The sequence below is a fragment of the Salinarimonas sp. NSM genome (assembly GCF_052380005.1).
Taxonomy (GTDB): Bacteria; Pseudomonadota; Alphaproteobacteria; order Rhizobiales; family Beijerinckiaceae; genus Salinarimonas.
In genome coordinates, this window is record NZ_JBQTCJ010000007.1 from 74,535 (window position 1) to 96,661 (window position 22,127).

13 protein-coding genes are annotated in these 22,127 nt (G+C 68.2%); 2 read left to right on the forward strand and 11 right to left on the reverse strand.

Annotation, left to right across the window (positions count from 1 at the left end; all coding sequences use genetic code 11):
- Positions 1-2: 2 nt before the first annotated feature.
- Both ACTZWW_RS04975 and ACTZWW_RS04980 read left to right on the forward strand, forming a co-directional pair.
- Positions 3-2,963, forward strand: coding sequence for a DEAD/DEAH box helicase (locus tag ACTZWW_RS04975; protein ID WP_444779837.1), 2,961 nt, complete (start codon positions 3-5; stop codon positions 2,961-2,963).
- Positions 2,964-2,998: 35 nt separating this feature from the next.
- Positions 2,999-3,916: a hypothetical protein gene (locus tag ACTZWW_RS04980; protein WP_444779838.1), complete on the forward strand. Its 918-nt coding sequence runs from the start codon at positions 2,999-3,001 to the stop codon at positions 3,914-3,916.
- 18 nt (positions 3,917-3,934) lie between these two features.
- On the opposite strand, the gene ACTZWW_RS04985 is transcribed toward ACTZWW_RS04980, so the two are convergent.
- From ACTZWW_RS04985 to ACTZWW_RS05035, 11 genes are all read right to left on the reverse strand, one after another.
- Entirely contained in the window at positions 3,935-6,052 is a 2,118-nt protein-coding gene (locus ACTZWW_RS04985) for a UvrD-helicase domain-containing protein (protein ID WP_444779839.1), read from the reverse strand.
- A 36-nt stretch (positions 6,053-6,088) separates the two neighbouring features.
- A complete protein-coding gene (locus ACTZWW_RS04990) occupies positions 6,089-8,188 on the reverse strand; it encodes a UvrD-helicase domain-containing protein (RefSeq protein WP_444779840.1) in 2,100 nt (699 codons plus the stop codon).
- A 1-nt stretch (position 8,189) separates the two neighbouring features.
- Complete coding sequence (locus tag ACTZWW_RS04995) at positions 8,190-9,053, reverse strand: phospholipase D family protein (RefSeq protein ID WP_444779841.1); 864 nt, start codon at positions 9,051-9,053, stop codon at positions 8,190-8,192.
- A gap of 10 nt (positions 9,054-9,063) precedes the next feature.
- A complete protein-coding gene (locus tag ACTZWW_RS05000) occupies positions 9,064-12,048 on the reverse strand; it encodes a site-specific DNA-methyltransferase (RefSeq protein ID WP_444779842.1) in 2,985 nt (994 codons plus the stop codon).
- A 5-nt stretch (positions 12,049-12,053) separates the two neighbouring features.
- Positions 12,054-12,929: a hypothetical protein gene (locus tag ACTZWW_RS05005; RefSeq protein ID WP_444779843.1), complete on the reverse strand. Its 876-nt coding sequence runs from the start codon at positions 12,927-12,929 to the stop codon at positions 12,054-12,056.
- A gap of 35 nt (positions 12,930-12,964) precedes the next feature.
- Positions 12,965-16,009, reverse strand: a complete 3,045-nt coding sequence (locus ACTZWW_RS05010) for a BPTD_3080 family restriction endonuclease (protein ID WP_444779844.1) — start codon at positions 16,007-16,009, stop codon at positions 12,965-12,967.
- Positions 16,010-16,513: 504 nt separating this feature from the next.
- On the reverse strand, positions 16,514-16,975 hold the full coding sequence (locus ACTZWW_RS05015; protein WP_444779845.1) for a hypothetical protein: 462 nt from the start codon (positions 16,973-16,975) through the stop codon (positions 16,514-16,516).
- Between the two features lie 401 nt (positions 16,976-17,376).
- Entirely contained in the window at positions 17,377-19,296 is a 1,920-nt protein-coding gene (locus ACTZWW_RS05020) for a M50 family metallopeptidase (protein WP_444779846.1), read from the reverse strand.
- Positions 19,297-19,309: 13 nt separating this feature from the next.
- Positions 19,310-20,134, reverse strand: coding sequence for a hypothetical protein (locus ACTZWW_RS05025; RefSeq protein WP_444779847.1), 825 nt, complete (start codon positions 20,132-20,134; stop codon positions 19,310-19,312).
- A 189-nt stretch (positions 20,135-20,323) separates the two neighbouring features.
- Entirely contained in the window at positions 20,324-20,650 is a 327-nt protein-coding gene (locus ACTZWW_RS05030; protein WP_444779848.1) for a hypothetical protein, read from the reverse strand.
- Between the two features lie 342 nt (positions 20,651-20,992).
- A complete protein-coding gene (locus ACTZWW_RS05035; RefSeq protein WP_444779849.1) occupies positions 20,993-21,961 on the reverse strand; it encodes a hypothetical protein in 969 nt (322 codons plus the stop codon).
- Positions 21,962-22,127: the final 166 nt, after the last annotated feature.

The following is a 22,127-nucleotide window of genomic DNA, read 5'->3' on the forward strand; positions in this document are numbered from 1 at the left end:
CCATGGCGCGGTTCGTCGCGACGCCGACGCCGGAGGGCGTCCGGATCGAAGCCTCGGAACGGCGGCTGCTCGCACGCCGCCCGGTGCCTGTCGACGCCTGGCCCGGGCTGCCGGGCGCCCCGGGCGCCGCCGGTCGCCTGATCGCGGCGGCGCTTGAGGACGGCGCGGCGCGCCGGGACGCCGATCGCGTTGTCCTCGCGCATGCCGCCGCTGTCGCGCTCCCCGGCTCCCTCGCCGATGCGCTCGGCCTGCCGCCGCTCGCCGCGCTCTCCGCCACGCTCTCCTTCGACGGGCGCGTGGAGGAGCCGAAGGGGCGCATCCGCATCCGCTGGTACGACGCGAACCTGCGCGTCGTGCAGGCCACCCGCACCGGCGGGTTCATCACCCTCGCATCCGAGCCGAGCCGCCTCTCGGAGCCGGTTTTCGCGCTGGCCGAGGCGGTGGAGGGCTACAACGGGACGGTCGGCGCATCTCCGGAGGCGCGCATAGCCGCCTGGGCGCCGGTGCAGGAGGCACTCGCCCGCGCCACCGGCCGCGAGGTCCGCGCCGACGAGTATCTCGCGAGCCTCACCATCTACCAGGCGGGCGCCTTCGCGCTCGACGTGCGCGAGACGCGAAACGGCCCGGACTTCGTGCCCGTCCTGATGAGCCGCACCAAGGCGCCCTCGACCGAGGACGACGCGCCCGCCGCGGAGGCGGGCGAGGAGCCCGCGGGCGAGCTGCGCGACGCGCTTGCCGACGCGCTGCTGCCGCCGGAGCTGCAGAAACGCTTCGCCGAGGAACGCTTCGCCGCCGCCGGCGCCCGCGACGCCTACGTGCTCGGCCGCAACGTCTATTGCGTCGTCTCCCCCGAGCTGAAGGCTGCGCTCGACGTCGTGCGGCGCATGCGCGGCGCCGACGTCGCGACCCGGCGCGCCTTCGTACGCAACCCGCGCCCCGTCCTCGCGGAGGGGACGGGCCGCGAGGATGCGGGCGGGCTCTTCGTCGAGACGGAGCACTATTCCGAGCGCGTGCTCGGCCTCGGCCTCTGGACCCGGCCGGCGCTGCCGTGGCTGCAGGAGAAGGCGGGGCAATGGCTGCCGGAGGGCTTCCTTGTCGCCCTGGGCGGGCGGCGCTTCGTCGTGAGCGACGCGGAGCTGGACGGCGCGCGAACGGCCGTCGCCGCCGCTCGCGCCGAGGGCGAGGCGGCGGTCGTGGTCAGCGGGTCCGCCTACCCGATCGACGAGGTCGAGGCGGCGATCGAGGAGGCGACGCGCATCGATGCGCCGGAGCCGGCCGCGGAGAGGTCCGAAGACGGCCGAGAGACCCCGCCGGAACCGGCACCGGTGGCGGCCGGCAAAGAAGGTCTGATCATCGCCGACAACCTCGAGGACGTCGGCTATTCCGTCATCGGCCCGCCGCGGCCGGCCGTGATCGAAGCTTCCCTGCCGGGACCGCCCCTCGTCGAAACGCGCCCGAAGGCGCACCAGCGGGAGGGGTTCGATTGGCTGCTCGCAGCCTGGCGCGCCGGGCGTCCCGGCGTGCTCCTCGCCGACGACATGGGCCTCGGCAAGACCTTCCAGGCGCTCGCCTTCCTCGCCTGGGCGCGGGAGAACAGGCGCGCGGGGGCGGCCCGGCTCGCCCCGCGCCAGCGCGGGCCGGTGCTTGTCGTCGCGCCGACCGCGCTCCTGCAGAACTGGATCGCAGAGGCCGAGCGCCATCTCGGCCCCCACGCGCTCGGCGAGCGCGTCAACGCCTTCGGCTCGGGCCTGCGCCGGATCAAGCGCCCCAAGGATGCGGGCTGGACGCCCGAGACCGCGATCGACCTCGACGTGCTCGCCGCCGCCGACTGGGTGCTCACCACCTACGAGACGCTCGCCGACAACCACCGCGCCTTCGCCCGCATCGGCTGGTCGATCGCGGTGTTCGACGAGATGCAGAAGATCAAGGATCCGCGCACCATCAACACACACGCCGCCAAGGCGATGAACGCCGATTTCGTGCTCGGCCTCACCGGCACGCCGATCGAGAACCGGCTCGAGGACCTGTGGTGCATCATGGACCGGGTCGCGCCGGGCCTGCTCGGGGCGCTCAAGGAGTTCAGCCAGGCGTATTCGGAAGCGGATCCGCAGGCGCTCGCCGCCCTCAAGACGAAGCTCGACGCGTCGGCGCTCTCTTCGCCCGCGCCGATGCTTCGGCGGATGAAGGAGGATCATGTCGAGGGCCTGCCGCGGCGCACGGTGCGCCCCTACGAGACGCCGATGCCCGACGATCAGGCCCGCGCCTATCTCGAGGTCGTGCGCGCCGCGCGCGCCGGCGGGCGCGACCGCGGCGCCATGCTGAAGGCCATCCACGCCCTGCGCGGCGTCTCGCTGCACCCCCACGGCGCGGACGGGCTCGATCCCTACGACCCCGCCTCGGCCCGGGCCTGGGCCGCGCGCTCGGCCCGGCTCTCGCGCGCGCTCGCCGTGCTGCGGGAGATCGAGGGGCTCGACGAGAAGGCGATCGTCTTCGTCGAGGATCGCGCCGTGCAGAAGGCCTTCGCCGCCGCGGCCGCGACCCTGTTCGGCCTCGCGGCCGAGCCCGCGATCATCAACGGCGAGACGCCGGGGCCGAAGCGCCTCGCCATCGTCGACCGCTTCCAGGCCGGCGCGCCGGGATTCGACCTCCTGGTGCTCTCCCCCAAGGCGGCCGGCGTCGGCCTCACCATCACGGCGGCGAACCACGTCCTCCACCTCTCGCGCTGGTGGAACCCGGCGGTGGAGGACCAGTGCAACGACCGCTGCTACCGCATCGGCCAGGACAAGCCGGTGACCGTCCACTTGCCGCTCGCCATCCACCCCGCGCTGGGCGAGGCCTCCTTCGACGTGACGCTGGACCGGCTGCTGGCCCGCAAGCGCGCCCTCTCGCGGGGCATGCTCGCGCCGCCGGTGGCGGAGGGGGATGTTGATGCGTTGTTCGGGGGGAGCGTCGACGCCCCGTGAGCTTTCCCTACTCGCCAGACAAGAAGGAGAACCCGATGAAGGGCCTGACCATCCGCGATCCGTGGATCGACCTGATCCTCGACGGATTGAAAACCTGGGAGCTGCGCACGAGCGCGACGGCCAATCGCGGACCGATCGCGCTCGTGCGCAAGGGCTCGGGGCTGATCGAGGGGGTCGCGACACTCGTCGACGTGCTCCCGCCGCTGGACCGGCGCGGGCTCGCCGAGAGCGAGGAACTGCACCGCATCCCGCCCGAGGAGCAGGAGAACGCCATCGCCAACGGCTGGCTGACGCCGTGGGTGTTCGTCGATCCGATCCGCTTCGCGGAGCCGGTTCCGTATCTGCATCCGAACGGGGCGGTGATCTTCTTCGACTTGGCGGAGGAGGAGCGGGCGGGGGTGGAGCGGGCGCGGCGGCGGCCCGGGGCTCGCGGACCGCTTGCAATGCCAGCGGAGAAGGCGGAGCCAGCCGCCACCGCACGGGCGATACCCCGACCGGAGCCCGGCACCCTCCCGCCGCAATCTCGCGGGAAAGGAAAGTCTCCGCAGATTTCCCCCGAACTCGAGGCCCTGCTCGTCCGGGTCGCCCAAGCGGAGAGTTTCGACGTCAAGCCGCTCGAGAGCGCGCAGACGAAAATGCTCCGACTGTCCGTGCGGCGGGGAGGCACGACGCACTACGTATTCATCGATAGGATGCCTGCATCGGAACCCGAGTTCCGTGTTTTTCTCGAACCCTCGGTCGACACGCGGATCGAGAGCGCGCTTTCCGGCTTTTCGGCCGTCCGTCGTTTCGTGAACGCGCGCGGTGGTGGACATGCCTTCCGGCACAGCGCGTTCCGAGCCTTCGCCGAAATGGAGAACGGACAGGAGCCGGCGGCGCACGGTTGGATGGTCCGATCGCGGGAGGCGGGCTCGACGTTTCCGCTCATTCTCCGCGCCGTCGCCGGCACCTGACCGCCCACCCCGCCCCCCTCACCCCAACCCCGCCTCCCCCAAGAAGGGCGACGGGATCGCCGGCTCGTCGCCGATCCGCCCACTCAGCGTGAGCACGAGCCGGCGCTTGGCGCGGGTCATCGCCACGTAGAACAGGCGGCGCTCCGCCTCGCGGGCCTCGAGGCTCGCGGCGCGGCGCAGGGGCCAGACGCCGTCGACGACGTCGAGCATGACGACCGTGTCGAACTCCTTGCCCTTGGCGCGCAGCGCCGTCATCAGGTGGATCGGGCGCCGCCAGGTCTCGTCGGCATCGTCCTCCTCGCCGGGGAGCCGGGCCAGCGTCTCGCGGGCGGCTTCGAGGTCGTCGAGGAAGGTCTGGAAGTCGTCGCCGTAGCGCTCGGCGTATTCCGCCAGGTAGAGGAACGGCGGGTCGGCGTGGAAGATGTCCTCCTGGCTCTTGCCGTAATCCTGGTCGAGCCCGTCGAAGCCGGCGCCGAGCGCCACGATGGCGCCGCGCACGTCGGCCGCGGCGAAGAGCCGGCGAATGGCGTCGGCGAAGGACAGGCTCGCCCCGCAGTCCTCGTTCGCCACCCCCTTGAGCGGCCCACGATGGTCGGCGAGCGCATCGAGCGCCTCGGCGTAGCTCTTGGGCTTCGCGGCGCCGAGGTGGCGGCGCAGGCCGTCGCGCTCGGCCTTCTTGAGCGGCCAGCGCTTGACGAGGTCGCACAGGCCGAGCACGTCGTCGAGCAGCGTCGGCGAGCGGACGCCGAGGCGGGCGAAGGCGCAGGTCTGGAGCGCGTGTCGCAGCTTCTCGAAGCTGTGGCTGAGGAACACCTGCAGGTCTTCCGCGGCGCAGAAAGGGATGCCCTCGCGGGCCATCATCACCTGGTAGGGGATGAGCTGCGCGCGCTTGCGCGAGAGAATCGCGAGCCTCGCGCCGGGGCGCTGGGCGGCGACGAAGGTACGCACCTCCGCCATCACCGCATCGAGCGAGCCCGTGAAGGTCGGCGCGTTGAAGACGTCGATCTCGGCGTCGGCCGTCTGCATGGCGACGACGCGCTTGGGCTCCCGCCGCGTGTTGACGACGATGAGGCGCTGCGAGGCGGCGACGATGTTGCGCGGGCAACGATAATTGCGCTCGAGCACGTAGGTGTCGAAGGCGCGCTCGAAATGCTCGTGCGGCCGCAGGATGTAATGCGGGCTCGCGCCGCGCCATTCGAAGATCGCCTGGTCGTCGTCGCCGACGAGCGTGGCGTCCGCCCCGTGCAGCTCGACGATCGTGCGGGTGAGCGCGAGGTCGAGGGGGTTGATGTCCTGGAACTCGTCGACGAGCACCTGCCCGTAGCGCGAGCCGCCGGTGGGGCGGCGCCCCTCCGCGATCTGCCGGCGCACGTCGAGGAAGGCCACGTATTTCTGGTCCTCCATGGTGAACATCGCCTGATCGAGCATCGTGCGGCAAGCGTCCTTCCAGAACGGGATCACGCCTTCGAGAAACGTCTCGAGGCGCGTGTCCTCCAGGATCTTCAGCTCGTGCAGGCGATCGACGATCGCCTCCAGGCGGCCCAGCAGGCCGAGCCGGATCAGATCGTCGATGCGGTCGTTCGCCTGGCCGAAGCCCTCCGCCTCGTGGTCGAAGCCGAGGGATTTCAGGTCGTCGATGAGCCCCGAGAGCACCTTGTCGATCACGAAAGGCCGCGAGGCGATCGCCGCCGCGATGGCGGGATAGGCCTTCCAGACCGGCTGCAGCGTGTTCTGGACGAGCTGCCGGCGCTCGTATTCACCGGCGAGCAGGCGGGGGCTGTGGTGGTTGGCGCGCACGCGCCGCCAGCCCCAGCCATTGAGGGTGACGACGTCGACCGACGAGGCGAGCGCGCCGAAATCGTCCGCCTTCAGCCGCGCGCGCAGCTCGTCGCGGGCGGCGCGGGTGAAGGTGACGACGAGGAAGCGGCCCTTTCCGTCGGCGCGCCGCGAGAGCTCGGCGCAGCGCCACAGCAGCGATTGCGTCTTGCCGCTGCCCGCGGGTGCGAGCAGCCTGAGGCTGCCGGCGGGCGCCTCGACGAAGGCGCGCTGGAACGGGTCGAGCTGGCCGCGCCCGACATCGCTCACCTCGGGCATGAGGGCCGTCCCCGAGCCGTGTCCGTCGATCTCGTGCGTCATGGCGCTGTCCTCCATTTTTCTTCTTCGTCTTCGACGTCAGCCGCGCGCGGCCATGTCCGCCAGGAACTCCGATCCCGGCTCGACACCCGTCACGATCAGTCGATCCCGCGCCCGGGTGCACGCCACGTAGAGCAGGTGCCGCTCGGAGACGTACACTTCCTCCAGCTCGACCGCGTCCGCCACCGCTTCGAGCCGGGCGGCGAGCGGCAGCACCTCGTCGTCGCAGGCCATCACCGCCACCGCCTTGAACTCGAGGCCCTTGGCGTGGTGCATCACGCCGAGCGAGGCGCGCGCGCCCGCTTCCTCGCCGACCGCGGTGAGCTCGAGCGCCGGCACGTCGGCGGCGGCGAGCGCCGCGCGGGCGCGGGGGAGTTGCGCCTCGTCGCGGACGAAGATTCCGATCTCGGCGGGTGTGATCCCGTCCGCTATCGCCCCGCGCAAGAACGCCCCCACGGCCTCGATCTCCGCCGCCTCGTCGGCGAGTAGCGCCACCTCCGGCGCCGGTCCCTCGAACACCGAGACCGTGCCGGCGCGGGCGTCGGCGAGGCCGTCGGCGTCGGTGACGGCATCGGGCAGGAGCCGGTCCGCCGTCGAGCGGATCTGGCGGGAGGTGCGGTAGCAGACCTTGAGGGTCGCCGAGCGGCCGCGGACGTCGATGCCGAGCCCCTTCCAGGAGAACGGCTGCTGGAAGATGCGCTGGCCGATGTCGCCGGCGAGGAAGAGCGCGTTCTCGCCCTCTCCCACGAGCGCGGCGAGGAAGCGCAGCTCCGGCGGGCCGCAATCCTGCGCCTCGTCGACGATCACGTGGGCGAAGGGCTTGTCCGCCCGCGCCGCGAGCCAGTCCGTCGCCACGGCGAAGACCTCGGCGCGGGTGACGAGCGCCTGGCGGGCGAGGATGGCGCGCGCCTCGGCGAAGGCCGGCCAGAGCCGCTCGCGCTGCTTCGACCCGAGGCGCGCCTTTCGGCCGAGCCGCGGGACGGTGGCGTAGGCCTCGGCGTCGGGCAGGCGCCAGGCATCGACGATGTGGGTCCATTCCGAGACGAGGAAACGCTCGGACGCCTCGACGCCGAGCCGCTCGGCGGCCTTGAGGAGCGCATCGCGCACCTGCTCGGGGCGCGCGACCCGTGGGCGCCGGCCTTCCGCCAGCTCGTAGTACTCCTCCGCGAGCGCCGCGAGCGTCGTCACGCGCGTGCGCGGCACGATGCCGGGGCGCGCGCCGGCCAGCACGTCGAGCTTCGCGGCGAGGGCTTTCGCGAGCGCCGGGGCGAAGGTCGCGAGCAGCACCCGGCCGTCGCCCGGCGCGGAGGCGAGGCGGGCTGCGCGGTGGAGGGCGACCACGGTCTTGCCGGTGCCGGCGGAGCCGAGCACGCGGGCGGGGCCGGCGAAGTCGCGCGCGACCACGGCTTCCTGGGAGGGGTGCAGGAACACCGCCCAGCGCTCCCAGGGCGCGGCGAGCGCCGCCTCCAGCGCCTCCGTGCTGTCGATGTCCACGAACCGGCGGCGGGCGTCGGGGTGCGCGTATCCGGCGGCTTCGACGGGGACCGGCGCGGGCGCGGCGAGGCGGCCAGTGGCGGCGTATTCGAGGAGCGCTTCCGCGGCCTCGGCCGGGAGATGCGGCGCGAGCGCGAGGAAGCCGTCCTCGTCGGCGGCGCGGATGTCGGCGATCCAGTCCTCCGGGACGCCCACAGTGAGAAGCGCGTCGGGGTCGAGGGCGGCGAAGAGGGGTTTTCGCACGGGCGCCGGCGCCGGGGCGGGGGCCTCCGGCTGGAAGAGATCGTGCTGGCGGGGCGGCGCGATCTCCTCCACCCGCTCGCGGATCTCGACGATCTGGATCGCGCCCGTCTTCGGATGCGCCTCGATCCGCCGCCGCGCCGCCCAGGCATAGGCGGCATCGTGGTGATCGACGTAAGCCAGAAGCAGCGCGCCCTCGGTCCTGTGCACCACGAGCCGAATGTCCCGGCTCGCCCGCGCCGACCAAAAGTTCGGGTCCTTCGCCGCATCGATGCGGTGGAGCGACAGGCCGGGGCGGGTGGGGTCGGTCTGGAGATCGAACGCGGCCGTCTTCACCGCCTTCTGCTCGTCCGCGGTGAGGCGGGCGAGGGCGGCGGTGAAGGTGTCGGCGATGCGGAAGATCATGTCAGATCAGCACCCAAAGCCGTCCTGTTCTGCGGAATGGATTATTCCTGGTAGCAAGCAATTCTTCTAGCTCCGGATACTCCCGGTCAGTGGGCTTGACGAGCTTGTATGAATAATCCCGCGCCCCGTGCTTTTTAAAGCGGAGGATGTCCCCAACGGTCGCGCCAGGTATTTCTATTGTGTAGTTGTGGTCATGCGCAACAACTGGGCGAGTAACTTGGACGCCGTTTGCCTCGTCGGTAAGATTTAACCGAGGGCTCGCGTTGAGCAGCTGTCGTCTGAACCCAAAGAAGTTTTCCCACGCAGGAACTGGCGGCTGTACTTGACTGTTTCGGTAAACGCCTTGCTCCAGCGTGACTTCCATCACCATAAGGTTGAATGGCTTAGAAGGACGATATGTTTTGATCTTCTTTGGTGGTTGATAATAGCTAATCAACTCTTGCATATCATGATCGGTAAGCGCTTGGCCTGAGGCAGCAAGCTCAACAATCCATTTCCTGACATCGTGGATCATCTCAGGATCTGATGTCCGGACGACCGCTTCAGTAAGATGATCGCGGGACGATTTCGACACGTTTGCAGAACCAACATACGCGATTTGGTCGAAGGCGTACGTTTTTGCGTGTAACTGCTCATGTGAAAATATGCTGATTCCCGACTTCATTGCGGTCAGTAGAGCAAGGGGCGATGTAGCACCGGCGGCAACACTTAATTTTGTTGCATTAACAACCAAAATAGATTCCCTTGGAAGCGGTAGAATATCATTGTCATGGTCAGTATAGTAAGCGACTGCTGCCTGACATGCCGAAGTTGCAGCTTTTGCATCAGCAGTGATGCGAGACCAGACTGAACCAGCGATGAACATTTTTGGCACCTCATACCTGAAGGATTCTCATCACCTCGTCCCCGAAGTGATTGATCACTTTTACCGCTATTCGCCCGGTCTTCGGCCTGGCGAAATCGCGTGAGACCGCGGAATACAACGTCCCCCAGGCCTCCTCGTCAACTTCGGATTTCAACGCACTCTTGAGAGCCTTAAAGGGATCTTGCGCCCCGAGGAAATACGCCTGGCGCACGAAGAAGCTCTCCTCGTCGTAGTCGTCGTCGACGAACCAGGCCGCCACGCCCTCCACGCCGTCGGACCGGATCTGCCCCGTGTTCGGGTCGAACACGTCCACCCCGTGGACGCGCACGCGGATCAGCCCCTCGCCCGCGTCCTCCACCTCCACGTCCGGCTCGCCGAAGACGACGAAGAGGTTGCCCTTGCCGGTGTTCTTGAGGTCCTCGGCCATGTGCAGGTCGGGGTTCATGCGCGCTTGCAGCACCGGCATCGGGCCCATGCGCTGCACCTCGGCCGCGTGGGCGTCGAAGGCGAAGGCGCAGACGATGAGCACGTCGAAGCGCGCGTCCGTGGCCTCGCGGGCAGCGGCGACGATGGCGGCGCGGGTGACGGTGCCGAATTCCGGGCCGATGAAGATCGCCGCCCGCCGCTCCGCCGCACCCTCGGCGAAGGTGCCCGCCGCGCCGATCCACTCGCCCGGCCAGCCCTGGAGGGAGGTGAAGCGGATCGTGTCCGACTTCGCATGCTGGTGGACGCCGGCCGTGCGCAGGTGCTCGATCACCATGGTGGCGAACTCGGTCGGCGGCGTCCCGCCGGTGCGCTTCACGCGCCGGCCCGCCTCCGCGTCGATCTCGTCGATCAGCTCGTCGTCGAGATCGTCCGCGGGCGCGACCCGGTGGGGCGACAGGCTCTCCACCGTGAAGGGGCCGGCGACGCGCACACGGCCCTTGTCCTCGTAGGGGCGATCGTAGAGCAGCTCAAGCTCCGACGTCTCCGCGACCACCGCATCCATCTCGCCCTTTCGTGCCCGCAGGGCCTCTTGCAGAGCAATCAGCGTATGGATTGCCTCTTCGGACCACGACTGAAGGGCGCGAGCTGGGACTTCCCACTCTTCGAAAGAGGAGCCCGTCTTCTCGTTCAACACAATTAATAGTTCATCGATCTTGTCGTGCCATCTCTCCCAAATCACGTCGATCTTTGCGTTATTGGCGATCGACCCCGATGTCTGCCAGCGCGCGCGCTCATAGACAAACCCGAGCTTGACATCGTGCCGGTGACTTCCACCGCCAATCGAACCACCGAGCTCGAGCTCCTTTCGGGCGCCTTCTGCGCTGTCCTTCAGGATAAAGAATGGAAAACTGGCGCTCATCAGGCGGGCTCGCGTCAGCGCGAGTGCGACACGCGACGTATCGATCGTGATCCACCTCCTCCCCCAATGCTCAGCCACGTATGCGGTGGTACCTGAGCCACAGGTCGGGTCGAGTACGATATCGCCGGGATCGGTCGTCATCAGAATGCAGCGCTTAACCAGCTCAGTATTTGTTTGTACGACGTAGACCGGGTTGGACGCCCCCCCCAGACTATCCCACCAGTTCGAAATTCTAGAGATCGGCGGCTCCGGCGCGTAGCGCACGAAACGAACGTCGTTCTTCAGCGGGTAGAGGCGACCCGATCGCTCCAGCCTCGTCATTCCCGGAGTTTCACCGTCGTCGGCGATTACCGTGTGCTTCCAGCACTGTCCATCGCCGATCGGAAAAACCCTCCCGTGCATTTTGAAAGGGTGCGACTGCCTACGACGGAAACCTCCGCTTTTCATTGGGTTTAAGGCAAATAGACGTGAGCCGGGGTAACGTTCTTTAAGAAGTGCGTAATTGGACGCGTAGTCCGTTCCATCGCGCTCCGACAGCTCGCGAACTGACAGGCGCTCCCCAGCTTCGAGTTCAACCATATTGTACGTCTCGAAGATTTCTTCGTTCTCGCGAACGTTGAAGAGAGGCCTAAATTTTACGCGTCCGGAATTTTTATCTGATTTTGAATACCAGATAATATGGTCGTTGACAGCTTCGAGTAGATTGCTGATCTGGCTGCCCTTTTTCTTTACGACGATGTTTACGACAAAGCACTCCTCCCCGAACACCTCATCCATCACCGCCCGCACCCGGTGGACGTTCTCGTCCCCGATCTGCACGAAGATCGACCCGCTCTCCGTCAGCAGCTCCCGCGCCACGGTTAGCCGGTCGCGCAGATAGGTGAGGTAGGAGTGGATGCCGTCCTTCCAGGTGTCGCGGAAGGCCTTCACCTGCTCGGGCTCGCGGGTGATGTCGGTGGCCTTGCCGTCCTTGACGTCGCGCGAGAGGGTGGAGACCTGCCAATTGGAGTTGAACTTGATGCCGTAGGGCGGGTCGAAATAGATCGCCTGCACCTTGCCCTTCAGCGCCTCGCGCTGGGCGAGCGAGGCCATGACCTGGAGGCTGTCGCCCAGGATCATTCGGTTCGTCCAGTGCTGCTCGTGCTGGTAGAACTCGAGCCGCGCCTCCGGGTCCGGCAGGCCGTTGAAGTCGGCGAAGAGATCGGGCGCGTCGGTCTTGGCCTCGGCGCCCGCCTTCGAGCGGCGCATCAGGTCCTGGATGATGGCCTTGGGGTGGATCTTCTCCTGGATGTACAGCGGCGGCGCCTCGACCACGAGGTCGGACCAGTCCTGCGCGTCCTTCCCCCGCCAGACGAGCTGTGCGTCCCCGATCGCGACCTCGCCGGTCTTCACCAGCGCCTCGATCTGCGCCTTCGAGAGCCGGATCCGCGCTCCGTTCCAGACGATCTGCGGATCGCGATCCCCGTCCCGCTCCCGCGTCTCGCCCGGCGCCAGCGGCCGCGCCCGCTCGAACCGCGCCGGCTCGACGGGGTTTTGCGCCTCCTGCGCCAGCGCGAAGCTCTGATGCTCGGCGGTGGGAATGTTCGTCCGCCGCTCGCCCTCGTGGGCGAGGGTCTCGACGCGGGTCGGGCCTTTGGGGGTGCGGGCCATTGGTATCAGTCCTGTCCGTAGATCTCGACAACGGCGGCGGCGACGCGCGCCACCTCGTCGCGCAGCCAGTCCGCCATGACGGGCCAGCTGTCCTCGTTCGTCGTATCGATGCGTAGCCGCTGCGAGAAGGCGAATTCGGGCCGGGCGCCGAGCGGCGCCCCTATCCGCGCCTCGAACGCCTCCTGGCGTGCGACGAGCCGCGAGGTCACGGCGTCGGCATCGGCGCCACGTGGCCCGCGCACGAAGACGCCGACGCGGTCAACCGCAAGGAAGTAGGAAACGACCAGCCCCGCCTCGGGCACGTGCCGCCAGCGATTGGACGCCCGGTCCGGCGCGCCGTCCGCCCGCATCTCGGGATGGCGATTGACCAGATACGTCCAAAAGGCGAGACGGCGCGCGCCGATTTCGGGATCGCGGCGCGCGGCCCGTGTCTCGACGGCGACCTCGCGATCCCAGTCATTCGGCTTCTCCAATACCTCGAACAGGGGCGCCAGGGGCGAGTCGCCGATCCGCACCACGGAGACCTGAACGGCGAAGAAGGCGAAGGGCTCAATCGTATGCTCGTTCAGCCAGCGCACGGCGGAGAGATGCTCGTCGCGGAAGCGCGGCGCGATCCAGACGATGCGCTGCGCGCCGAGGCCGGTGAGGTAGGTGAGGATTTGGCCGAGATGGCCGTGGTCGCTCGGATCGAGCTGGTTCTCGATCAGCACGACCGTGTCCTCGCGAGTCTCGCGTGCGACGATGTCGGCGCGGTAGGGGCCGACCGGCACCTCGGTCGCGTCGATCGCCAGCTCGAGCCCGAGCGCGTCGCCCAGGCGATCCAGGTTGTCGGCGAGCCACGGTGTGAAGGAGGCAGCTTCGTTCGCCCAGGCGGTGCGCACCTCGACGCTCTCGAGCCGCCCCAGTGTCGGGATCGTCATGCCGGTTCCGTCTTGGTCTTCGACGCGTGGAGCGCCAGCTGCTCGTCCACCAGCCGCCCGAAGGCGGCCTCGATTTCGTAGACGTCGCGGAATTCCGCGAAGTCCCAGCGGCCCCACAGGCCGACATTGTTCACGCCCGGCACCCAGAGCGTCTTCATCGTCTCGGCCTTGAGCTGGGCGTCGAGCCCGCGATAGCCTTTGGTCTCCAGCACGAGGTTCAGCTCCTCGCCCTCACCGAGGTCGAGCCGCACGACGAAGTCCGGAACGTAGCGCCGCACGACGCCGCCGTCGCGGTAGGGCACCTCGAAGCCGAGGCCCTGGTTCTTGACGTAGGCGATCACCCGCGGATGGGCTTCCAGCACGCGGGCGAGCTCCGCCTCCCAGTCGCTGTCGCAGACCACGTAGTTGACGTGGCACTTCTCCGGATCGGTCTTCCACAGCAGCGCCTTCGAGGTGGTGAAGCCGACGAAGCGCGAGGAGCCGCGGGGATTGTAGGGGTCCGGCACCGCCTTGATGCGGCTCTCGCCAGGGGCGGAGCGCTGGCAGGCGAGGTAGATCAGCTCGCAGGCCTTGTCGGCGAGCTCGAGATACATGACAGCCGCGCGCGGCACGCCGCCCTTGGTGACGAGATATCCCTCGTCGAGCCAGCGGCCGACGATGCGCTTGGCGTCGTTGAAGAGGTGATAGGGCGTGTCCGCGCCGGGCTCGGTGAGCTTCGTCTCGACAAAGCGCTTGGCGAGGTGGAACACGATCGTGCTCGGCCGCACCGCCTCGAGCACGGTCGGCGTGATCTCGACGTTCTCGCCCACGATCCCCGCCATCAGCACCGTGCAGGGCCCCACCTCCTCCGGCGTGAGGGTGAGCCGGCTGTCCTCGCTGAAGGTCGCCTTCAGCCGCTCCGCCGGCAAGTCCCTACGATAGCCCTCGACGCGTGGGTAGAATATCTCCAGCCGCTCGCGCTCGCGCATGGCCTGCACCCGCGTCGTCGGCTTGGGCGGCGTGGGGGCGGCGACGACCTGCTTGCCGGTGAAGTCGAAGGGGATGCCGAAGATGTCGGCATATTCCGCGTCGAAATGGCCGACATCGTTGAGCGCGTAGGATTGCCGGCGCAGCGCGCGCCCCACCACCTGCTCGCAGAGCAGCTGCGTCCCGAAGGCGCGCACGCCGAGAATGTGCGTGACGGTGTTGGCGTCCCACCCCTCGGTGAGCATCGAGACCGAGACGACGCAGCGGATGTCGGCGCCGAGCCGGCCCGCCTTGCCGACCGTGTTCATCACCTCGCGCAAGAGATCGGCGTCCGACAGCGTGTCGGAGACCGAGCCCGCGCCCTCGCGGATCGCCTTTTCGCGCTTGAACGCCTCGATTTCCGGCGCGGCGATGTCGCGGAACGCGGCATCGAGCGCCTCGCCGCTCTCGAGCTGCGCGGAATCGATCAGCAGCGTGCGCGGGCGCGCGAGGCGCTGGCCGTATTGATCGTAATTGCGGAACAGCTCGAGGTGGCCCTGGTGGACGTTGAGGAGTTCACCGTCCTCGTTCGGCCGGTCCCAGCCCGAGATCCACTCGTAGACGAGCTTCGAGATGGCGGTGTTCTGGCACACGACGATGAAGACGGGCGGCGTCTCGATCACGCCGTCCCAGAGCTTGAAGGTCTTTTCGTAGTGGCTGTAGAGGAGATTGAGCGCGGTGAGCAGCTTGTTGGGCAGCTTCAACGGGTCGAGATCGCCCGCCTTGCCGGCGCCCTTTCGCGGCAGGTCCTTGCCGATATGCTCCCACAGGTTCCGGAACGTGGGCGTATCCCCCGACACGGAATTGTCCGCCACGGGGACGCGCGGCAGCTTGACGATGCCGCATTCGATCGCGTCCATCAGCGAGAAATCGGAGACGACCCAGGGAAACAGCGTCCCCTCGCGATAACCCGATCCCCGCAGGAAGAACGGCGTCGCGGAGAGATCGTAGACCGCGCGCAGCTTGCCCTTGCGGGCGAGCGCCTCCAGGCCGGAGATCCACAGCCGCGCGGCCTCGTTGTTCTGCTTGGCCTCCTCCTTGTCCTCGGCGGTGAGGTCCTCATCCGGCGTCGGCTTTTCGCGGTAGCAATGGTGCGCTTCGTCGTTGAGGACAACGACGTTCTTGAGCGCGAGGAGATCGCCGCAGACCCGGTGCAGCATCTCGCCTTCGCTCTCGGTGGTCTCGATCGGCGCGCCCGAGCGCCCCTCGAGCAGCGCGCGCCCGACCTTGGAGATGTCCATCGTCTTGCGGCGCTGGAAGGCGTGGTAATTGGTGATGACGATCTTCGCCTTGGCGATGTCCGGCAGCATGTCCGGCGGCACGATCTCGCGCGAGGCGTAATATGCGTTCTCGTCGGCGGGCACGAGCACCCGCAGGCGATCGCGGATCGTGATGCCCGGCGCCACGATCAGGAAGCCGCGGGCGTAGAGCGGCGAGCCGGGCGTGCGCGCGGCGTTCGCCGCCTGCCAGGCGATCAGCATGGCCATGACCGTGGTCTTGCCGGCGCCGGTGGCGAGTTTGAGCGCGATGCGCAGGAGATCGGGGTTCGACGCCTCGTTGGCGCCTTTCAGATGGTCCCAGTAGCGCTGATAGCGCTTCTCGCGCCGGGCGACTTCGGCGAGCCAGATCGCGGTCTCGACCGCCTCGATCTGACAGAAGAAGGGGCGCGCGCCCTGGAATTCGTGGCTGCGCCAGTGCTGGAGAAGCCGCGCGGTGGTGGGGGTGACGCCCCAATCGGCGGGGTTCTTCAGCGCACGCCAGGAGGCGACATGGCCGCGAATTTCGTTGATGATCGGGGTGGGGTTGTATTCCTGCCCCTCCTCGGAGAACCCCTCCGCGTCGCCCAGCGACAATTCCGCCTGCTTTCCGCGAGCCTTCTTCTTGCGCGAGGGCGGCACCGGGGTGAGGAGCTTGGAGGGACGCCGGCCCGGCTGCGGCGGCAGGTCGAGCGGCTGCCCGGTCTCGTCGAGCGCGTGGTGCCGGGAGGGCTCCTTGTAGGGGGAGTTGAGGATGGGGTTCTCGAAGAACGACGTCACGCGGGCACCGGCAGGACAGGGTCGAATCGCGATCAGGAGTGTAGCCGCGCATACCGCCACGTTCCAGTACGTCCCGATTCAGACGGAGTCCGTGTGGATCGGCGCGCCATCGGACTTGCTACAAGCTCCCGACGAACGGATAAAACCTCAGAGCTGAATTGGCATTCGCACCCCATTGGGGACAGTTACGAAATTCAGTACTCTGCCCGCCGCGTGCCCAAGAAGGGGCATGTCATGGGAACGCACGCGCTGCAGGCCGGTAGCCCGGACTAGAGCCGCTGCCCCGGACACGTTCAACGAGGTGCGGAGGTACGCTCAGCTTTGGACGCTCGCCCCAGCCCGAGCGGCTCTTCGCATAGCTGCGGGACGGCGTCTTGATGCTCGCTTGCCCTGCGAGAGCAGCGACGATCTCAAGTGCGTAGTGACGCTTGGCGGTGGCAATGGCCTGGTGGCGCAGCGTATAAAGGCATATCGTTTGAATGCCTATACTCTTGCAGGCGCGGGTCAACGCCTTCGCGAGCCGCGCGTAAAGGCATTCCCACGATCCCGCGGACTCAGTTCGGCCCGAAGGCGCCCGATTAGGCGCGTGGCCGCAACTATTAGATTGTTATCTTCAAGCCGAACCCGGCGCACGCGAGCGATCGCGCGCCCATTGGACCGTTTGCCGCACATCACGAAAAGATGACCGTGCTTTACACGAGCGCGTCGCCATTCCGACGGCCGGATCGGGATGATCGAGGACAGTCCGACGAGACCCGCGAGCAAGCGCTTTGCGGTGGTTTTTCCGGCTGCGAGGTGCATGACGAGCTGCGAGCGCTCTTCTTGGCTGATGCTGCGCCGTTTGCGCGCGCTCGCGAGCTTCGGCGCGTTTTTGGCCTTCGGCGTGGGACCGGCGGTGGTGGTGGTGACCACATGGCTCATCGTAAACGTGTCAATGGAGTCTGCTGCTGCGAGATCCTCGGCCATCTGGCGAACGCTCGCCCGCATGACGCCTATCGTAGCCGACGTCCATCTTCCATGGGCTCCTTGGAAATATGCGGCGACCGCTAGGATGCGGTCGCTGGCGGACAGACGGCGTTCGGGGTCGACGCGGTTGCAAAGGCGAGCAGCCTCTTTTCGGTACCTCGCGATTGTACCAGCTGAGCGCGTCGGCTTTGCGCCAGTCGCATCGACAACCGGTATCGTGAACGTGTTCGAGGTGTTGCTGCTCATGATCCGCTGTCCTCGTTAGTCCGACATTTTGGCCATAAGCAGCAGCAAGCGACTACGCGCCTCGTGCGAGCTGTCCCGCGCAGCCGAACCACGGTCGAGATCACCGGCGGCGACCTCGACCGCCGAACCGTGAGCCGGTGGACACCCGATCAGCTTCACCTCTTCGGCATGGGCGTGCGGACGGATCCGCTTGCTTTCCTGCTCGCGCGATCGCTTTGCCTCCGCACGCGTTGGAAGAGCCGTCGCGCCTCATCGCCAGAGACGACGCGCTTGCGCAGAAGCGCTCGCGCCAGCGCCTCGACGGCGGCGCGCTCTTGGTCGATGACGTCCCTTGCGACCGCCCACAAGCGTGCGAGGTCGCGTTCAACGGACGCGCGCAGCGTCGGATCGAGGAGAAGCGACTGGCGTGCGTCCGGCACGGCAAGGAGCGACGCCCCGAGCCCCATGCGCGCATGCGCCTCGGTGAGGAGTTGGGTGGCCCCCTCCAGATCGCTCGCAGCGTTGCCGAGCGGCACGCCCCCGAAAGCCACGTCGGCCGCCCGTCCGGCGAGGAGTACGAGCACGGCCCGCTCCACAGCGTCGCGCGACACGATCTGGGCCATGCCTATCGTCGCGCGTCCGCCCGTGACCGCGTCGCCGACGATCGAGACGGCCTCGAGGCGCTGCCCGACGGCAATTGCGGCGATCGCGTGCCCCGCCTCGTGGAGCGCGACCGTGAGGAGGGTCGCGGGATCGCGATCGTCGCGCGGGAGGAGCGCCGCCGACAGGTCCTCGATTCGCAGGGGCCGGGCGCAATCGCGGGCGTGGGCGCGCGCGTCCCGGACCGCGCGTGCGATGTCGGCGCCCGTCGACCCGATCGCGAGCCGGGCCAGCGGGCGGAGGTCCGCCTGCGGCAGGTCCGCGTCGAGATGCGTGCGAAGGACGACCGCGAGTCCCTCGGCGTCGGGCGGCTCGATCCGGATCACGCGATCCATGCGGCCCGGTCGCTTCAGCGCGCCGTCAACCAGATCTTCATGATTGCAGGCGCCGATCAGGATCAAGCCGGGACTCGTGGTCGCGCCGTCGATCGCCGCCAGCAGCGCCGAGCGGAATGCCTGGAACCAGTTGTCGAGATCCCGCCGCGGGTCCACGAGCCCATCAGTCTCGTCGACGAACAGGATGCTCGGAACGCGAGCTTGCGCGGCGGCGAAGCTCGTCTGCATTGCCGTGATGCAAGCGCCGAGGTGCCCGGGCGCCATCCACTCACCGATACTGGTCGCCGTGATCGGCAAGCTGGCCTCGGCGGCGATGCTCTGCGCAAGCAGTGTCTTGCCGGTCCCGGGCGGGCCGGCGAGCAGGGCGCCGCGCGGGAGGGCCGCGAGGCCGATCTCGCCGCGCGCGACCCGCGACGCCTCACGGACGAGCTGCTCGGCCCAGGCGCGTGCCTCTGCGCCGAGCCCGAGCTGCTCGAGACGCGGTGGCACATCGGCCCGGGCGCGACTGGTGGCCTCTTGGGCGCGGCGAAGTCGGTCGACGCACGCGCTGGCGCTCGAGCCCTGGCGGATGGCCGCGGAGACCTCCTCCGGCGAGAGCGCCGCTCCGCCGAACGTTAGCCGGAGCGTTTCCTCCCCGGTAACCGCGGCGATGGCGGCCTCCAGGTGTCGCGCTTCGACGCGGCCGAGATCGAGGCGCAGGTCGGCGCTCGCGACGATGAGACGGGGCAGCAAGATTTCGGGCGTCGGAGCGATCGCGATCAAGGACCGCCCGTCCGCCAGCGTCTCCGCCACATGCACCGCATCTGTCTTGCTCACGCGGTCGCTCGGTTCGCGAACGAACCACGAGATATCGTTCGCCGCCGCGAGACGCCGGCGTAGTGCAGCCTTGACGCTGGTGGTCCAGCCCGGACCGGGTGGCGCGATCAGGATGCAAAGCGGGTCCGTCCCGCCCAGTCGCTCGACGGTACCGGGCGGCAGCGCCTCCTCCAGGAGAAGGTCCGCGACAATCTGGTCGGCACGCTTGAACGGCTCCACGAGTTCGCGGTCGTCGCCATCATAGAAGTCGGGTTCCTCGGCGTCAGTGTCGAACTTGGTGTTCATGCTGGCACTCTCCTTACATCCGATGACGGCGAGCCGACTTCCGCCAGAGTCCACCGGGCCCGCGGTGGGTGAAAACAAAGGTTGTGCAGCCTCCAAGGGTATTTCGGGCGACATCACGCGTGAGTAGAAGCTTGTCCGGTCCCTCGGGACGGAGCATTCCGGCGTAGACCAGCTCGTCGCGGGCGACCTGGACGGGTCGGTAGGCCGAGACGCAGGCGCTCATGCGTACGAAGCTGCCGGCGCGAACCGCCCAGCCCGAGCCGTGCTGGTAGGCGAAGGCGCGCAGGCCACACGCCTCGACCTCGAGCAGCGCGGGCGCGATCGGAGTTTCGTGGATGGGGATCACGTCGGGTGGCCCCGGCCACGGGCAGGCGATAACCGGCGCGAGCGGCTCCAGGAGCGGCAGCGCACGCGCCCAGATCGCCTGCAGCTCGGAGTACCGTTCGGAGCCTCGGGGGCTGCCGTATGCGAGCGGGAGGCTCGACGCGACCGGCACACGCTGGCCCACGGCGTGTGCCGCGATGCGCTCTAGCGCCAGCGCATCGTCCGCCTCGAAGCCGCCGCCCTCGACGGCGCACAGCGCGACGATCGCGTCCGGGATGCCGCGATTGTGCCAGGGGTGGTCGCGCAGGCGCTTGGGTAGCGAGCCGGTGCCTCCAACGTAGACCGCAGGATCGTCTCGCCACAGACCGATGTAGGTCGCGGCCACGCCCCTCTCGACCCGTGCCTTGACGACAGCGGCCGGCGAGCTTGCGACGATAAGCCGGACCCCGCCAGCGATATCGCCGACGATCTCAAGCCGGTCGCGGCTACGACCGAAAAAGTCGAAGATGCGCATGATAGTTGTCTCCACGAATCGGCAAGCGCTAGTGGGCGCGCCAGGCTCATCGTCATCATGTGCGAGCGGACGTCCTTCTCCGGCGCGCGGATCGCGCGCCGGAGCATTGAGCATTGAGCGGATGGGACGTGTTTGGGGACCGCGTCGCGGCATGTGGGAGCTGCCGGGATCGCGCCGACCGGGCCCGCGTCAGATCCGAGTGACCTGGATCATGGCGTCGAACGGTGCGGCAGCGTCGAAGACGACGACACCGGCGTCAGCTAGCGCGAGGATGGCGGAGATGGGGCGCGCGCTCGCCGGGATCGCGAGCGCGAGATCGCCGAGCGTACGGGTCCCGCCCTCCTCCTCGAGGGCCGCTATGATCGCGACGAACTCGTCCGGCGTCACCTCTTCAGGGAGGGCGAACGGCAACTGAAGGGGATTCGTCGGAGGAGGTACTGAGGCGGGTGTGGACCGGGCCGACGGCGCCGGGGCCTTGCGCGAGGGCGCGCGGCTGGTATCGATGGAGACAACCATCGTTAACTCCTCTGAGACAGGAGCGAATCGGTGGCCAGGCTGCCGGGCGGGGGTCGGATCCCGCGCGGCGGCCGCCCCTGACGGGACGAACGCCGTGTCGATTGCCAGGCCGGCTATGCGGGCGGATGCCCACATCATTGCATGTAGCGCGGCGCAGTAGTGACGCAAGAGGGAATGAATATTTTGGTTAAAAAAGCGGATCGATGACCAGTTTTATCATCATGCGCAAACAAGAGCGGCAATATTCCGGAACCGCCTTACATTCCGGAAGGATCCGAATTCCGGAATGCGGACTCGGCTGAAGACGCCGCAATTCCGGAATTCGAGAGAGTGGGCGAAGGACTAGGCGCTCGGCGCGGCGCCCTGCTCCGCCGCGCGGTGCGAGATCTGTAGTGCGAGACCCATCGTGGCCTCCATGAGCGCGTCCAGGCGCGCGAGGCGCTCGCGATCGGCCGCCAGCATTGCCTGCAGCTGCTCGCTCCGCTCCTCAGCGACTGCGCGCGCCTTGCGAGCCGCCTCCAGCTCGCCCGCGAGTGCGCCGATCTGTTGCGACAGGTCGTGGACGCGCTCGTGCATGTCTCGCGCTTTCTGCTCCTTCGCGGCCGCGATGCCGCGAGCTTCCTGCGACGCGGCGCGCTCGGCGTCGATGGTGCGCTCGAGCTCGGCGACGGCCTCGCTAAGGTGGTCCCGTTCCGCCGTCGTCTCCGCGAGCTCTTCGGACAATACATAGTTGCGCCGCTGGAGGTCCGCTGCGACGGCCGCAGTCTCGTCGGCGTCCGCGATGCAGACTTCGGCGAGGTCCTGCGCCTCCTTGCGCTCGGCATCGAGCAGAGCGATCCGCCCCTCGTAGTCAGCGCGGATACGATCCACCTCCTCCCTGTGGAAACGGTCGCGTGCGCGCCGCTCCACCTCGAGAGCCTCGTGGACCGCGACCGTGATCCTCTCGAGCGTCGTCCGTGCTTCCGAAAGGAGCATTTCGATGCTCGTCGGCAGAGCCCCGCAGCCAGCGCTGGCGGCCGCCGCGGACATGGTCTGCCCGTCCCCCGCCGGCGCACGCCGTTGCCGGTCGAGGGTCATGTGGCGATGGATAGTTCCCATCGACGAGGTGATGCCGAGGGCGGCCGCAGCAGCGAGCGCCTGTTCGGCGGTGGGTCCGGCGCCCAGGTGATCCTGAAGAGCACGCAACAGGGCCTGGATCGAGATGGTCAGCTGCCGGTGCTTTCCGAGCGGCTGAGGGGACCGACCGACGGTCTCCTCGACGGCGGTGTCGACGCAGCCGCGCAGGGTTTCGAGCGTGTGTTGATCGAACATGCGACCTCCACTCCGGAACGCGTGCGCGTTCCAGTTTTCCGGAATGCTTTCCGGAACCGTTGAAGCTCGCCGGACGGCGAGCCTAGAGCGGCGACCTCCGTGACGCGCTGCGCTACGGAGGCTCCCTCTCTTCGCTCGGCAGAAGTCTGGTGCGACGGTGAGAGGC